Source organism: Acinetobacter sp. FY683 (assembly GCF_059515885.1).
This window is the reverse complement of sequence record NZ_JCAKNA010000005.1, coordinates 86,619-102,382: the sequence shown is the minus strand read 5'-3', so window position 1 is coordinate 102,382 and position 15,764 is coordinate 86,619. Positions and strand designations below refer to the sequence as shown.

Annotated in this window: 12 protein-coding genes and 1 tRNA gene; 10 read left to right on the top strand and 3 right to left on the bottom strand. The window is 36.4% G+C overall.

What is annotated here, in order from left to right; genetic code table 11:
- The 10 genes from lldR (at position 1) to AC5YDH_RS04240 (ending at position 11,055) form a co-directional block, all read left to right on the top strand.
- A complete protein-coding gene (gene lldR / locus AC5YDH_RS04285) occupies positions 1–744 on the top strand; it encodes a transcriptional regulator LldR (RefSeq protein WP_496117075.1) in 744 nt (247 codons plus the stop codon).
- A gap of 4 nt (positions 745–748) precedes the next feature.
- Positions 749–1,903: an FMN-dependent L-lactate dehydrogenase LldD gene (gene lldD, locus AC5YDH_RS04280; protein WP_496117073.1), complete on the top strand. Its 1,155-nt coding sequence runs from the start codon at positions 749–751 to the stop codon at positions 1,901–1,903.
- Between the two features lie 160 nt (positions 1,904–2,063).
- A complete protein-coding gene (dld, locus tag AC5YDH_RS04275) occupies positions 2,064–3,758 on the top strand; it encodes a D-lactate dehydrogenase (protein WP_496117072.1) in 1,695 nt (564 codons plus the stop codon).
- Positions 3,759–4,079: 321 nt separating this feature from the next.
- Positions 4,080–6,113: an oxidoreductase gene (locus AC5YDH_RS04270; RefSeq protein ID WP_496117070.1), complete on the top strand. Its 2,034-nt coding sequence runs from the start codon at positions 4,080–4,082 to the stop codon at positions 6,111–6,113.
- A 98-nt stretch (positions 6,114–6,211) separates the two neighbouring features.
- A tRNA-Ser gene (locus AC5YDH_RS04265) sits at positions 6,212–6,301 on the top strand.
- Positions 6,302–6,790: 489 nt separating this feature from the next.
- Positions 6,791–7,450, top strand: coding sequence for an amino acid ABC transporter permease (locus AC5YDH_RS04260; RefSeq protein WP_496117068.1), 660 nt, complete (start codon positions 6,791–6,793; stop codon positions 7,448–7,450).
- Positions 7,440–8,105: an amino acid ABC transporter permease gene (locus AC5YDH_RS04255; RefSeq protein ID WP_496117066.1), complete on the top strand. Its 666-nt coding sequence runs from the start codon at positions 7,440–7,442 to the stop codon at positions 8,103–8,105. Before AC5YDH_RS04260 ends, AC5YDH_RS04255 begins: the two co-directional genes overlap by 11 nt.
- 2 nt (positions 8,106–8,107) lie before the next feature.
- Positions 8,108–8,839, top strand: a complete 732-nt coding sequence (locus AC5YDH_RS04250) for an amino acid ABC transporter ATP-binding protein (protein WP_496117064.1) — start codon at positions 8,108–8,110, stop codon at positions 8,837–8,839.
- A gap of 17 nt (positions 8,840–8,856) precedes the next feature.
- Positions 8,857–9,708 carry a transporter substrate-binding domain-containing protein gene (locus AC5YDH_RS04245; protein ID WP_496117062.1) on the top strand — a complete coding sequence of 284 codons (852 nt, stop codon included), beginning with the start codon at positions 8,857–8,859 and terminating at the stop codon, positions 9,706–9,708.
- 309 nt (positions 9,709–10,017) lie between these two features.
- Positions 10,018–11,055, top strand: coding sequence for an AraC family transcriptional regulator (locus AC5YDH_RS04240; RefSeq protein WP_496117060.1), 1,038 nt, complete (start codon positions 10,018–10,020; stop codon positions 11,053–11,055).
- A gap of 5 nt (positions 11,056–11,060) precedes the next feature.
- On the opposite strand, the gene AC5YDH_RS04235 is transcribed toward AC5YDH_RS04240, so the two are convergent.
- Genes AC5YDH_RS04235 through AC5YDH_RS04225 form a run of 3 tightly spaced genes read right to left on the bottom strand, consistent with a single transcriptional unit; the run spans position 11,061 to position 15,762 of the window.
- Positions 11,061–11,795 (bottom strand): fimbrial biogenesis chaperone, encoded by a 735-nt coding sequence (locus AC5YDH_RS04235; protein WP_496117058.1) that lies wholly within the window; start codon positions 11,793–11,795, stop codon positions 11,061–11,063.
- Complete coding sequence (locus AC5YDH_RS04230) at positions 11,792–13,108, bottom strand: fimbrial protein (protein ID WP_496117056.1); 1,317 nt, start codon at positions 13,106–13,108, stop codon at positions 11,792–11,794. Before AC5YDH_RS04230 ends, AC5YDH_RS04235 begins: the two co-directional genes overlap by 4 nt.
- Entirely contained in the window at positions 13,108–15,762 is a 2,655-nt protein-coding gene (locus AC5YDH_RS04225; RefSeq protein WP_496117054.1) for a fimbria/pilus outer membrane usher protein, read from the bottom strand. The genes AC5YDH_RS04230 and AC5YDH_RS04225 overlap by 1 nt, the downstream gene beginning before the upstream one ends.
- Positions 15,763–15,764: the final 2 nt, after the last annotated feature.

Genomic DNA, 15,764 nt, shown 5'->3' with positions numbered 1-15,764 from the left:
ATGAAAGTCTCCAACAAAGTTATGCAAAGTCTGCGTTTGTTAATAGAAGAAAACAACATGCAGGTTGGAGAGCGTTTACCTGCTGAACGTAAATTATGCGAGAAGCTTGGTGTTTCTCGCAGTTCGCTACGCGAAGCAATTCAGCAATTGGTGGCATCTGGCGTATTGGTCAGTAAAGTTGGGGCGGGTAATTATTTACAACAGCTCCCTGTGAATTGGTCACACAATTTAATTGTTGAGCCACTCACAACTTTAATGAATCAAGATCCTGAATATCGAACAGATGTGCAGGAAGCCAGAATGGTGCTTGAAGGTGGGACGGCTTGGTATGCTGCACAACGTGCGACACCAGAAGATCTTGCAAATATTCGTCATTGTTTTGAGCAAATTCATCATTTTCAAACCTTAGGTGATGATGCTCAATCTGCTATTGCTGATGCGAACTTTCATTTAGCTATTGCAGAAGCTTCACATAATTTAGTGCTCATTCAAATGATGCGCGGAATTTTTGACTTATTGCAATACAACGTGATGTTAGGTCGACGTAAAGTTTATAGCACGCCACGCCATTTTGAGCTTTTGTATGACCAACACTTTCAGGTGATGGATGCAATTGAACGCCAAGATCCAGAAGCTGCTCGTAAAGCAGTTTGTGGACACATCGAATTTGTAGTTCAACGGGTACGTATGATTGATGAAGAAGAAGCTCGTCGTCAACGTGCCAGTCGATTAAATAGGACATAAGATTATGATTATTTCTTCTGCGAACGATTATCGTGAAGCCGCAAGACGTCGTTTGCCACCATTTTTATTCCATTACATCGATGGCGGTGCATACGCGGAATATACTCTAAAGCGTAATGTAGAAGATTTATCAAAAATTGCACTTAGACAGCGTGTACTCAATGACATGTCAGAGCTAAGTCTTGAAACACAATTGTTTGATGAAACGCTTTCGATGCCTGTTGCATTATCGCCTGTGGGTTTAACAGGAATGTATGCACGTCGTGGTGAGGTTCAAGCAGCGGTAGCAGCAGATAAAAAAGGTATTCCATTTACTTTATCTACTGTATCTGTGTGTCCAATTGAAGAAGTTGCACCTGCAATTAACCGTCCAATGTGGTTCCAACTTTATGTACTACGTGATCGCGGGTTTATGAAAAATGCCTTGGAACGTGCAAAAGCAGCAGGTTGTTCTACATTGGTATTTACGGTGGATATGCCAGTACCAGGTGCACGCTACCGCGATGCACATTCAGGTATGAGTGGCCCAAATGCAGCAATGCGTCGTTATATGCAATCTTGCTTTCACCCACATTGGGCATGGAATGTAGGGATGATGGGGCGCCCGCATGACCTAGGTAATATTTCAAAATACTTAGGTAAACCAACAGGTTTGGAAGACTATATTGGTTGGTTGGGCAATAACTTTGATCCATCAATTTCATGGAAAGACCTAGAGTGGATTCGTGAATTTTGGGATGGTCCAATGGTCATTAAAGGGATTTTAGACCCTGAAGATGCCAAAGATGCTGTACGTTTTGGTGCCGATGGTATTGTGGTTTCAAACCATGGTGGTCGTCAGCTGGATGGTGTTTTATCTTCTGCACGTGCATTACCTCCAATTGCCGATGCTGTAAAAGGCGATATTAAAATTCTTGCAGATTCAGGCATTCGTAACGGTTTAGACGTTGTGCGTATGCTTGCGATGGGTGCGGATACTTGTATGTTAGGTCGTGCATTTGTTTATGCTTTAGGTGCAGCAGGCGGTGAAGGCGTAAGTAACTTACTAGAACTGATGGATAAAGAAATGCGTGTTGCAATGACACTCACAGGTGCAAAAACGATTGCTGATATTACATCTGACTGTTTAGTGAAGTTGGATCGTGAGTTAGCAGGTTAAGACCTTACTTTCTACGAACTAGATAATCGTTGCTTTTATTTCGGTAAAAGCGGCATTGCATTTGTCATTCAATCGTATTCATTTTAAATATGATTGAATGAGCTAAAACATATCCCATCAAAGCCTATTGTACTGTAAAGAGTCTTCAAGGAATCTGAGTATGTCTGTGATTCAAAACCAACAGCAATCCCTACAAAAATTAATTGATGTTGTAGGTAAGCAACATGTATTAACTGATGACAGTGATACACGTTTATATCGTCAGGGGAGACGTTATGGTTCGGGTGAGGTTTTTGCGGTTGTAGCACCAGGTTCATTGGTAGAACAATGGAAAGTACTTCAAATCGCAGTAGAAGCGGATTTTATTGTGATTATGCAGGCAGCAAATACAGGTTTAACAGGTGGTTCTACGCCATTTGGAGAATATGATCGTCCTGTATTGCTTTTAAGTACACGTCGTTTAGCTGGAATTCAAGTGATTCAAGACGGTAAACAAGTGGTTTGTTTACCTGGTGCAACGCTTGATGCTTTAGAAAAAGAACTTGCAACCTATAACCGTGAGCCGCATTCAGTAATTGGTTCGTCATGCATTGGTGCATCGGTGCTTGGCGGTGTGTGTAATAACTCGGGTGGTGCTTTGGTACGCCGTGGACCTGCTTATACAGAACTCGCTTTATATGCACGCGTGAATGATGATGGACAATTAGAACTTATCAACCATTTGGGTATTCATTTAGGGGATACGCCTGAAGAAATTTTAAAAAATCTACAGCATCAAAAATACACATCAACAGATGTGAAACAAGAAGAACATCGCTGTGCATCGGATCAGCATTATTCACATGATGTGCGTCAGGTAGATGAAGACACACCTGCACGTTTTAATGCAGATCCAACACGTTTATTTGAGGCTTCGGGTTCGGCAGGGAAAGTATGCGTATTTGCAGTTCGTTTAGATACCTTTGAGAAAATTCCGAGCCAAGTTTTTTATGTGGGTACAAATTCACACGATGATTTGACTGAAATCCGTCGTTTTTTATTGAAAGATTTACCGAATGTACCTATTGCAGGTGAGTATATTCATCGAGTTGCCTACGATATTGGCGCAGAGTACGGCAAAGACACATTTATGTTCATTGAAAAATTTGGTACGGCAAAAGTGCCGGCTGCATTTGCAATGAAAGATAAGATAGATGGTCATTTACAGAAATTTGGTTTACGTGGTTTAAGCGATAAAATTCTACAATTGGTGACGAAGTTTTTACCATCTCATTTACCAAAACGTATGAATGAATTCCGTGATTTATACGAGCATCACTTGGTTCTTCGTATTGAAAATCAGGATGTTGAACTTGTACAGAAGTACTTTGAAAATTACTTTAAAACAAATACAACAGGTAACTTCTTTTTGTGTGATGCGGATGAAGGACGTAAAGCATTTTTACACCGTTTTGCGGTGGCAGGTGCGGCAATTCGTTACCGTGATACGCATTTGAGAGAAGTTGAAGATATTGTCGCGCTTGATATTGCGTTACGCCGTAATGATCGCCAATGGATTGAAACTTTGCCAAAAGAGATGGATGAGAAAATCCTTCATAAACTGTATTACGGTCATTTCTTATGCCATGTATTCCATCAAGATTATATTGTGAAAAAAGGTGTTGATCCTTTAGTAATGGAACATGAAATGTGGAAGTTGTTGGATGATCGTGGCGCGGAATATCCTGCTGAGCATAATGTGGGGCATTTATATGTGGCAAAGCCTGCGTTGAAAACGCATTACCAAAAACTTGACCCTACAAACAGTTTTAATGTGGGGATTGGTCATACTTCTAAATTGAAAAATTGGAAATAATGCAAAAGTTATAATAACGATAAAGTGGTAAAGCCCTATCTCTAGCGTAGCGAAAGCTACGCTTTTTTTTATTTCTTAGATTTACAATGTAAATTCCCTCTCCTAATAGGAGAGGGTTAGGGAGAGGTAGTTATGAAATGACTTCATATTTTTCTTGAGGAATATATTTTTCATCTGATAGAGGTAAGGAGCTTTTTGGCGTTTTAATTCTAATTGACCGAACATTCACAGATTTGCATAAAAATGTCATAAACAAAAAAGAAAAATCAGCTAAAGTATTATGCAACAAGTTGCAAAGCCAAAATTAAAAAGGAACGCCACATGACAACTAGCTATGCAAACATTTTAAAACCACTAGATTTAGGTTTTACCACCATTAAAAACCGAGTTGTCATGGGTTCAATGCACTCGGGCTTGGAAGACCGATTTTATAACTACCCAAAACTAGCAGCATACTTTGGTGAACGTGCAAAAGGCGGTGTAGGCTTAATTATTACAGGTGGAATTTCACCCAATAGACAAGGTTGGTTACTTCCTGCGGGCGGTACTATGAATACCTTGGGTGATGTTGTACCACATAGACTCGTCACACGTGCCGTACATAAGCATGGTGCAAAAATATTATTACAAATACTGCATGCAGGACGCTATGGCTATCAACCCTTTGTCGTGTCATCAAGTGCAATAAAATCACCTATTTCACCATTTAAACCACGAAAAATGAGTGAAAGAACGATTCTTAGCACAATCAAAGATTATGCAAATTCAGCAAATCTAGCTAAAAAAGCAGGTTACGATGGTGTGGAAATTATGGGTTCAGAAGGCTATTTACTGAATCAATTTCTTAGTCGACATGTAAACCAGCGAGAAGACCAATGGGGCGGTGCAATAGAAAATCGTATGCGCTTTGCTGTAGAAGTTGTAAAAGCCATTCGTAAAGAAGTGGGTGATAAATTTATTATTTGCTTCCGATTGTCATTGCTCGATTTGGTTCACGATGGCAATACCATGGATGAAGTCATCACTGTAGCAAAAGCATTAGAAGAAGCAGGAATTACCTTACTTAATACAGGTATAGGCTGGCATGAAGCACGTATTCCAACTATCGTAACTTCTGTACCACGTGCAGCATTTGTCGATTACACGGCAGAAGTGAAAAAACATGTAGATATCCCTGTCATTGCATCAAACCGAATTAATATGCCTGAAACGGCTGAAGACATTATTTCTTCAGGTAAGGCCGATATGATTCAAATGGCACGACCTTTATTAGCAGATCCATTTTGGGTAAATAAAACAGCGACCAATCGTGTAGATGAAATTAATACCTGTATTGCCTGTAACCAAGCATGTTTAGATCATACATTTAAAAATCAGCGTGTTAGTTGTTTGGTGAATCCACAAGCGGCATACGAAACAGAATTGGTTTATTTAAAAACGAAAAAACCAAAGCGAATTGCTGTAGTGGGTGGAGGCGTTGCAGGTATGTCTGCGGCAACAGTGGCAGCAAGCAGAGGTCATCAAGTTACGTTATTTGAAGCAAGTGCAGATGTGGGTGGTCAGTTTAATTTAGCGAAAGTTGTACCAGGTAAAGAAGAATTTCACGAAACTATTCGTTATTTTAAAGTTCAACTTGAAAAAACAGGTGTTGAACTGCGTTTAAATACAAAAGTGAACCGTGAACAATTAGAACGTGAAGGATTTGATGATGTTGTTGTTGCAACAGGTGTTGTGCCACGCGCATTAAAAATTGAAGGGAGTGATTTACCACAAGTACTTTCTTATGCAGAAGTTTTGCGTGGCGCAGAAGTGGGTTATAAAGTTGCAGTGATTGGTGCAGGAGGGATTGGTTTTGATATTTCAGAATTTTTACTGAAACCACCACATCAAGCACAACCGCAACCTTTACATGAATGGCAACGTGAGTGGGGTGTAGATCCAAATCCGAACTATATAACGGAAGGTGGTACGGTACGCGCTGAAATTGACCCACCTATACGTGAAATTTATTTATTACAACGGAAAACGTCACCGTTGGGTGCGGGATTGGGTAAAACATCAGGCTGGGTACATAGAGCACAATTAAAGAAAAACAATGTACGTATGTTACGCGGAGTTCAATATAAATCTATTACAGATGAAGGTTTGTGGATTGAAACAGCAGGGCAAGATCAACTTTTGCGTGTGGATACCGTGGTTGTTTGTGCGGGACAAGAGTCTGTAAAGGAAATTATGCCGACAGATGGTGAAAATACGTTAGCGAATTATCATGTTATTGGTGGTGCAAAGCTTGCAGGAGAGCTAGATGCTAAGCGTGCAATACGTGAAGGTGCTGAATTAGCAGCCAAACTATAAGGTTTTTTTGTTATTTTGGTGAAACAATATTCATTTGAATGCTTTAGGTGTTTTTTTCTCTTGTCATAATGTAAAAAGCTCCGTATTATGGCGCACATGGAAGCGTGGCAGAGCGGTTTAATGCACCGGTCTTGAAAACCGACGAGGGTTTACCCCCTCCGTGAGTTCGAATCTCACCGCTTCCGCCAAATTCAAAAAGCCCTGATAATATCAGGGCTTTTTTTATACCTGTAATAAAGATTAGAAAAATATTTTTGATTAAGCTTTGACATTAGAACAGTCATTCACCTAGGTATATTGCACAATAAGACTTTGAACTCTAAGCATAGTAATGTGAACATATATTATTCAGACTTTAGCGTTTTATAAGATATTCGGTTTAATGGTTGAAAACTGATGAGTTGACAATGTTTCTGTAAAAATAAAGATTTTAATTTTTATAAAACAATGAAATTTAATAATTTTATTAAAGTGATAGATACAGCTTGAAATGTAATTTTACCTAAAGAGAAATAAGTTTACAAAAGCTCTTATTAATTAATATTTTGAAATATTGTTAAATAGTTTTTTTAGAAAAGCTTATATGTTTATATTGTTTTTTAGTGATATAGCTGTCGAATAAAATAGCCAAGTTTAGATTTCTAAACATATTTCTTATTCACTTTGAGATGTTCCCTTTGGATTGGCTTTACATACAAAGCGTGTTGCCACAATTTTATTCGGCAACAATCACTACGCTTGAAATTTCAGTGATTAGTATTGCTCTTTCTATTTTGGTTGGGCTCATTGCAAGCATATTTGTAACATATAAAATTCCTGTATTTCATACGCTTACTACTATTTATATAGAGTTGTCTAGAAATACGCCGCTCTTGATTCAACTATTTTTTCTGTATTACGGCTTACCTAAAATAGGCATTAAAATTGATGGTTTTGCTTGTGGCATTATTGGTCTGACTTTCTTAGGTGGAAGTTATATGGCAGAAGTATTCCGTGCAGGTTTACAATCGGTGTCAAAAGGGCAAATTGATTCTGCTAAAAGTATTGGGTTAAAGCCTGTACAGGTTTTTCGTTATGTAACTTTCCCTCAGGCAATGAGTGTGTCGATTCCTGCCATTGGGGCAAACTGTTTATTTCTTATTAAAGAAAGCTCAATTTTAAGTGCAATTGCAATTGTAGAGCTATTGTTTGTGACCAAAGACTTAATAGGTATGGATTACAAAACAACTGAAGCCTTATTTCTATTGGTGTGTGCATATCTCATTATTTTATTACCTATGTCCGCATTCACAAGCTATTTGGAATATCGAAGTAAAAAGGTGAGTCATGGGGCTTGAGTATTTATTTCAGCCTAGTCACCTAGAGCGTATTTTTTTAGGACTTTGGCAAACGGTTCAAATTGCATTTATTTCAGTAATTTTATCAGCAGTTCTTGGTACGATTTTTGGTGTAATCATGAGCTCCAAAAATATCTTCATCAAAATTATATGCCGTATTTATCTTGAAGTATTTCGAATTATTCCAATTCTCGTCTTGTTATTTGTTTTCTATTTTGGCTTTGCAACTTGGTTTAATTGGCAGTTTTCATCATTTTGGGTCTGTATTTTTGTCTTTGTTTTATGGGGCACAGCAGAAATGGGCGATTTAGTTCGTGCAGGCATAAGCTCTATTGATAAACATCAGCGTGATTCTGCTTTAGCTCTAGGTTTAAGCCAAACTCAAGTGTTATTTAATGTGATATTTCCTCAAAGTTTGAAGCGAATTACCCCAGGGGTGATTAACCTCTTTACACGCATGGTAAAAACAAGCTCCTTAGCAGTGCTAATTGGTGTAATTGAAGTTTTGAAAGTAGGGCAACAAATTATTGAAAACTCATTATTGGTCGAACCCAATGCCGCACTTTGGATTTATGGTTTGATCTTTATTTTATATTTTTTAATTTGCTATCCATTGTCATTACTATCACGTTATTTAGAAAAGGTTTGGGAATAAAAATGTCGTTATTAGAAATTAAAGATCTTAAAAAAAGCTTTGGCGATACCCAGATTTTAAAAGGCATTAATTTGAATGTTCAGCAAGGTGAGGTGGTTGTTATTCTTGGTCCATCGGGCTGTGGTAAAAGCACTTTATTACGTTGTTTAAATGGTCTGGAAGATATTCAAGCTGGAGAAATACGTTTAGAACATGTCGGTGTTTTAGGGAAAGATCTTGCTTGGACAGCAGTACGTCAAGATATTGGTATGGTTTTCCAAAATTATGAATTATTCGGTCACATGAACGTGATTGATAATATTTTATTGGGGCCACTAAAAGCACAAAAACGTGAAAGAGCAGAGGCAGAAAAATTTGCTGATGCATTATTAAAACGTGTTGGGTTGTTTGATCGAAAATTGGATTATCCACGTAATTTATCGGGTGGGCAAAAACAGCGTATTGCCATTGTACGCTCATTGGTAATGCAACCTAAAGTCATGTTGATGGATGAAATTACTGCTGCACTAGATCCTGAAATGGTGCGTGAGGTTTTGGAGGTGGTTTTGGGTTTGGCTCAAGAAGGAATGACAATGTTAATTGTGACCCATGAAATGGGTTTTGCTCAAAAGGTCGCAGACAGAATTATTTTTATGGATAAAGGCAACATTATTGAAGAAGCATCACCAGATGTATTTTTTAAACAGCCTGAAACAGAACGTGCTAAGGCGTTCTTAAATATTTTAAGTTATTAATAGAATAGGAAATTAAAATGATATCTAAAAAATCACTTATCTTTGCTACAGGTTTAACGCTTTCAGCAATTGGTTTAACGGCATGTGGTAATAACGAAAACACGCAAGATTCACAAACATCTAGCATCGAACAAATTAAAAAGAATGATGTGATTCGTGTGGCTGTTTTTGCAGATAATCCTCCATTTGGTTATGTCGATAGCCAAGGAAAAAATCAAGGTTTTGATATTGCTGTTGCTAAGCATATTGCTAAAGACTTATTAGGCGATGAAAATAAAATTGAATATGTGGTCACCGAAGCGGCAAATCGTGTTGAGTTTTTAAAGTCAAACAAAGTAGATGTCGTGTTTGCAAGTTTTTCTGTAACACCTGAACGTAAGGAGGTTGTAGATTTTGCAGAACCATATTTGAAAGCATCTTTAGGGATTGCATCGCCAAAGAAAAACCCAATTAATTCTGTTGCAGATTTAGAAAATAAAACATTAATTGTTAATAAAGGTTCAAGTTCGGACAGTTATTTCACAAAAAATTATCCTAAAGTGAAATTGTTGAAATTTGAACAAAATACAGATGCTTTTAACGCACTAAAAGATGGTCGAGGTGATGCAATTTCACAAGATAGTACTTATGCGTTGGCTTGGGCTGCTCAAAATCCAAATTTTATTGTTGGTATTCCGCAAATTGGTAATGAAGGTTTTATTGCACCTGCTGTGAAAAAAGGCAATGTCGAATTATTGAATTGGTTGAATACGGAAATAAAACATTTACGTGATACAGGTGAAATTCAGAAAATTTACGATGAAACTTTAAAACCTTTATACGGTAATACAGTTGATCCTAAAATTTTCCTCGATGTTGAAGGGAAATAATAAGCTTTAGGTCATAAGCGAGGCAATATGCCTCGTTTTTTTTGAATTAAAATTGAATGAGTTAAGAAGTGGGTAGATAAGTAATGGTAAAAAAATATTAATAATTAAACAATAAAAATAAAAATCTTTTATTTAGTATTACAAAGCAAATACAACGATATTGTTTAGTTGTAATAAATTATAAATAGTTTGTTCTTTGTGTATGGATTGGGTCATTTTATGAAAGTTGCTTTGAATTCTGGTGTTTTTAAAGCTTTTTATTAATTAATAATTCAATTAAAAAATCAGTGGAAGTTTTTTGGGGGTTTTATGCAATCGTTTTTAAAAACGAAGAGTGTTTGTAGTGGCATGGTTCGGCTGCTAGAAGAATTTTGTGTTCACGAAAATCTAAAACCTCCTGTACATCATTATTATCATTTTGAAGAGCGTATTCCGCTTTATCGTTGGTTTAAAAAATTAAAAAATGTTGATTTGTGCTATAAAAAAGAAGGCATAGGGCTCGAGATTGCTAAGCAAGTGAATGCTAGTCATATTGGTATTACTGCATATATGGCTGCGACATGCAAAAGTTTAATTGAGTATATTCGTTATCCAAAACACTATACTGTGTTATGGTATGACTTTACGCCTAAGCAGTTGTTTTTTAAGGATGATACGGTTGTAGTTTCATGGGAGTTACCTGCCTATTATAAAGTGGGGCTTTATCAACGAGAGACTGAAATTTCAGAAGAGTTTCAAGTTGCTATCATGTATCAACGGATATTACAGTTAACGCGTAAAACTTCTTCTGATCAGATTTTTATAAGTGTAGAGCTTGCTATTCCACCTCCTAAAAAGCCAAAGATATATGAAAATTATTTTAATTGTCCTGTAATTTTTAATGCGGAGCGTACAACCTTAGTCTTGTCTAAAGAGCTTATGGAAATGCAATTGCATACGTATGATCCTATGCTATTTAATATTCTAGCAAAACAAGCCGATAGTATTATTAAAGATTTACCAAAAAAAATGTCATTTTTAGATAATGTAAATAGAGCAATTATTAAGGCAATTAGCGAGCAGAGTCCTAAAGTTAGCACTGTGGCTGAATATTTAGATGTAACACCTAGAGCCTTGCAAAGTACATTGAAAGAACATCAATTATGTTTTAAAACGATGCTGAACAACACTAGAATTCTGTTAGCAAAACAATATTTGCAAAGTAATAGTCTTACAATTGTTGAAATTGCAGATTTACTGGGCTACAAAGAGCAGACTTCATTTAATCGTGCATTTAAAGCTAAAACGGGTTATAGCCCAATGCAATGGCGTGAGTTAAATTTAGATAAAATAATGATTTTTAATTAAATATATTATAAATTAACATTGAAATGTACTGCGAAACCGTAGTCATCAATTAAGTTGTACTGAAGTCTGTTTTCTTCAAGCTTAATAAAATTATTATTTTCAAACTGATAAGATTTTTCAGAAAAAGGTGCTAATGCATTATCTAGCTCATTGGTAATTTTAGATTTTGAGTATTCATTTGAGATATCTAAGCCTGTAAAATTAAGAAAATAAGGGCTCGGATTTTTTATTTTTAAAACCCACTTTTCTTGATCTTTTAGTAGTTGATATTGAATTTTTTCTTGAAGATGATTAATAGACTCTGTTTTCAAATTTTTAGGTCGATAAAAAATTTTGAGTTGAGTATTCATTGCTAAGGTTAAATAGTTATTTGGAATTGAATCTTTTTTTGTAGATGGAATTTCATATAGATTAAGCCAAAACATCGATTCGCGATCTTTGGGTAAGCTCATACCATTATATAGTATACGTATGCCTTTGATTTCCTTTGGGGCAAGCTTTAATGCCGAAGGAACTATAGCAAAAGGTACATTTGGGTATTCTGGACCTGTAAATCCGTCATCCACCCAAATTTGACTAATGATAGGATAATCATTCGTATTGGTTAACATGAGTGATTTTTCATTATTGTTTTCATGAAAAATCACACGTGAAGCTGATGCTAATAAACCTGCCTGGCTAGAATTTAATGTAATACAATTCAGTAGCCCTATAAGTAAATACATGATTATTTTTTTCATTGCACTTTTACCACAACTGTTGCACGTGATTTTATCGTTCCGGCTTTTGGCATATCTATATTAGGCAGTTTTTCTAATACAGCACTGTACTGTTGCATATAGTTGGTGTAGCCAGAATTTTGTGAACCAAGTTGAGATGGATTTCCTTCAAAAATAGGATACCAACCAGCATTTGCTCCACCACCAGAAATGGCATATTGGTTTAGAAAATGCATTTTGGTATTTGTACTTGGGTTTTCAAGTCGAATGCCGACACCCTCCGTAGATTGTGAACTACCATAGTTATCATCAACTAGATAATTCACAGAACCATTTGCATTAATTAGACCTAATTTTTGAGCATTATCGTATGCCTTGTTTGATGGCTGAAAGCCAATTGCAACTTGATCGGTATTTGTGCCAGAAATAGCAGAGTTACTACATTCAATTTCTACATTAAAATTGGCAACGGAGCGTAAACCATTACGTAACTCTACTGTTGAAATTGGTGGAAGGTTGACTATAGGTGTTGCATTTCTAGCGACACAAGTTGCTGCTTGGCTAAGTGTGCTTGTACTTGTATTTAGCCCAAATGCCATACCATAAGCGGCAAAAAAATAAAAACTAGTATTACTGTCGGCACCTTCTTTATCTGGTATCCATGCGAATGAAACACTACTTGTACCACCTAGTTGAATGTAGCCACTTGGTTGGTTGCAAGATGACGTAATATTTGTTCCAGATAATTTACCACTTTTATATGAGCCACGATCAATCATCATTGTATTGCAAAATGAACCTCTAGAATAAGAAGGAAGTGAGCTAATACGATATAAAGTGGCTTCTAAGGGAGGAATATCCATGAGGCGGATTTTAATTTTACCGCCCTCTAATAAATAATTTTTTATAGGAACACGTTTCCAATATCTAGAAAAAACAACACCATCCATTTCTTGTTTTAAACCTACATATTGCCACCATGTAGCATATACTCCAGCTAAGTTATCGATGGCTCCTGTTTCGACATGACCACCAAAAGGTTCATCACCATTTGTCGCAACAAGAAAGTAAATATTGGGTAAGTCTGCTTCATCACATGTCCAAATGGTTGTCGCTGGTGCTACAGCTCGGTGAGTGGTTGGTATAACAATATGTCCAAGTACAGTGCCTATTGGTTGTAAATAAGCTGAACTCAAGTTTAGTGTGCCAAAATTTAGCGCAGCTGCGTAACTGTCACCTGCATCAAGGTATTGTGTTCGAGTACAGCGAGCATAAGATATTGAAACAGCAAAAAGTGAGATAAGTAAAATGGATAATTTTATGAAATAGCGCATTATTGTTTCTCGACCTTACATGTTTCATTTAAGCGTATTAAAGGTGCATCTAACTGAGATTGTGGAATGGTGTAATGTATTAAACATTGATCATTTTCATCAGTACTCAAAGTGACCTGAATTTTTCCTTGATGTTTGTTTGCACGGAAATAGATTTGTCCATTTTGTCCAGCTAGTCCAATATTTTCACCATCTTCATTAAATACTTCCGAACCAAAAGGAATATTTGAACCATCTTCAAATACACCGTGAACCAGTACTGGGTATCCTTGATAAGTATCAAAATTGATTTTCACACTTGAACCTGCATAGGGTGCGATTTTAGTGTCACCAGAAGCGAGCTCTGTATGTGCAGACATTCCTTCAGGATTGAGAGCAATAGTGTTATAACGATAAGGTGTTAGGGCAGGAATAAGAGCATATCCAAAGCGATTAATTTTAGTTCCTTGGGCATTTAGTACACTTGCACCTTTGGCTTTAATTAATGCAAAAGTGTCACTTAAATATGGGCCAAAAGTAATTCCACCACTATGTATTGCTAAGGCACCTTGAGCATTAGCGGAGCCTTGCCAGTAGTTATTCCCTTTTGATACATAGACAGAGGTATTTAAATAATCAAAACGTTTATTTAGACCACCTGTCCAAACATTAATATTGGTTTGATCATCGTAATTAATACCGATGTTGTAGCTTAAATCTTTAATTTTTTCGATATCACCATGTATTGTAGCTTGATAATTTTTCTCAGCATCACTTTGGGTATAATTCAGTGTTAAGTCACGAATAGATTTTGTTTTTTGTAATGGAAAATTAACGGATAAACCCAAAGTTGTATTACTTTGTTGATTGAACTGTGTGTAGTTTTTATTTGGATAATATTCATTGGAATATTGATACGCAATTTTTTGTCTAGAAAGCGTGAAGTTCAGAGTAATGCCATTACTGAGCGTTTTTCCATAACCTACTTGTAGCTGTAAATCATTCGATTTCTCATCTCTATATTGGGATGCAGAGCCTGAAATAAATAATGTGCCAAACTGATTTAATGATTGGTTTAAGGTTAGTGTTGCACGAGAGCGTTCTTGATACGTTGCAGATTGAAATGGTGTACCATCTTTTATGGATTTACGTAATGCAATGACATCGGATAAATCACGATAACCCTCGGTTGAAAATCTATAACCAGCTAAGGCAACGGTTGTATTTGTAGCTTGAAATGTTTTGCTGTAATTTGCGCCAAACATCCAACCTTGCAAAGTATTGTCATTTTCAAATTTTGTTCTTGAATAGGTAACTTCAGCACCAAAAGCACCAATAAAATTGGTATAGGCTGTACCCATCATAATAGCTTGATAATCTTGGGCAAATCGAAAACCATTGTTTAGCGTAATTTGATTGTTTAAACCGTATTGAGTTGTAATGTTTGTAAAGTTTGTGTCTTCACCAATGTCACGAGTACGACCAATGTCAAAATTATATTTAAAAGCACCCTGACGAACAGATTCAGGTACAGCCGAAAAGGGGACTCTGAATTCAGATTTAGAACCATCCGATTCCATGACGACAACGTCGATATCGCCGTTATAACTTGTTGGATATAAGTCGGCAATTTTAAATGGTCCAGGTGCGACAGTAGTTTGATAAAGTTCACGACCATTTTGTAGAATAGTCACTTTAGCAGTAGTTTTTGCTATACCTTGTACAATAGGTGCATAGCCACGCACGGAGTCTGGTAGCATTCTGTCATCGGTACTTAAGTTAATCCCATTAAAACTTAATCCTGAAAAAAAACGACCTGAAGATGTTAGTTGTCCAGCTCTTAACTCACTTTGAATGGATGGAATTGGTCTTTTAAAATAGCTACGAATATTATTCCATTCAGTACCTTGGTTATTGTTGGTTAAACTAGATTGTTGACGAAATTGCCATTTCCCAAAGTTAATGCCGCCATTTAAGGACAAATAGGTTGAATCTTGTTTAAAGTTCTTACCATAATTTTCATAGTTACTATAAAAATAGTTCGCATAGTAATTAATAAAGCCAATAGTTTCACCATCATCTAATTGAGAAGGTGGAACATAGCCTCTGGGTGTTTGCTTAATTAAACTTTGTGGAATACTTAAATCTAGTCGTAAGCGTGATACATCAAATTGTGTACTACCACTGCCAATAGCTTGTTCTAATGTTTGACATGTGTCTAGACTATCTGAGGATTTAACTAAGATTGAAGCACGTTCAAGTTGTGCAAGTTTAAAACACGGTTGAACTTTATTATGATCGGTTTCAATAAACTTTATATTTGCTTTTTCTATGAATTGATTATTAATGAAAATATCAACTTTGTAATCTCCAGCACTAATTTCTCTACCTTCACTTAATCGTAAAAGTGTTGTTTGATTTATATTGGAACCACGAAAAAATGCGCTATCGAATACAAAATCATTTTCTGTATTATGTTCTTCTTTGTTTATCTGAGTAGTCTCTCTCTGAGGTGCTGTTATAGCTTTGTCGGATGACATAGATTCTTTGTATATTGGAGCTATAACATCAGCTAAAGTACTAGCAATTGTTGATGTAGGTAAAATAGTAATTAATCCGAGTATTATTGGTATGTGAGGAAAGTCCTGAGTACATACAAAAGGAATTGCGCGCATTG

What these genes read in the sequence shown, in the direction of transcription:
- lldR (WP_496117075.1), top strand. Translation starts at nt 1, where the DNA reads ATGAAAGTCTCCAACAAAGTTATGCAAAGTCTGCGTTTGTTAATAGAA.
- lldD (WP_496117073.1), top strand. Translation starts at nt 749, where the DNA reads ATGATTATTTCTTCTGCGAACGATTATCGTGAAGCCGCAAGACGTCGT.
- dld (WP_496117072.1), top strand. Translation starts at nt 2,064, where the DNA reads ATGTCTGTGATTCAAAACCAACAGCAATCCCTACAAAAATTAATTGAT.
- AC5YDH_RS04270 (WP_496117070.1), top strand. Translation starts at nt 4,080, where the DNA reads ATGACAACTAGCTATGCAAACATTTTAAAACCACTAGATTTAGGTTTT.
- AC5YDH_RS04255 (WP_496117066.1), top strand. Translation starts at nt 7,440, where the DNA reads ATGGGGCTTGAGTATTTATTTCAGCCTAGTCACCTAGAGCGTATTTTT.
- AC5YDH_RS04250 (WP_496117064.1), top strand. Translation starts at nt 8,108, where the DNA reads ATGTCGTTATTAGAAATTAAAGATCTTAAAAAAAGCTTTGGCGATACC.
- AC5YDH_RS04245 (WP_496117062.1), top strand. Translation starts at nt 8,857, where the DNA reads ATGATATCTAAAAAATCACTTATCTTTGCTACAGGTTTAACGCTTTCA.
- AC5YDH_RS04240 (WP_496117060.1), top strand. Translation starts at nt 10,018, where the DNA reads ATGCAATCGTTTTTAAAAACGAAGAGTGTTTGTAGTGGCATGGTTCGG.
- AC5YDH_RS04235 (WP_496117058.1), bottom strand. Translation starts at nt 11,795, where the DNA reads ATGAAAAAAATAATCATGTATTTACTTATAGGGCTACTGAATTGTATT.
- AC5YDH_RS04230 (WP_496117056.1), bottom strand. Translation starts at nt 13,108, where the DNA reads ATGCGCTATTTCATAAAATTATCCATTTTACTTATCTCACTTTTTGCT.
- AC5YDH_RS04225 (WP_496117054.1), bottom strand. Translation starts at nt 15,762, where the DNA reads ATGCGCGCAATTCCTTTTGTATGTACTCAGGACTTTCCTCACATACCA.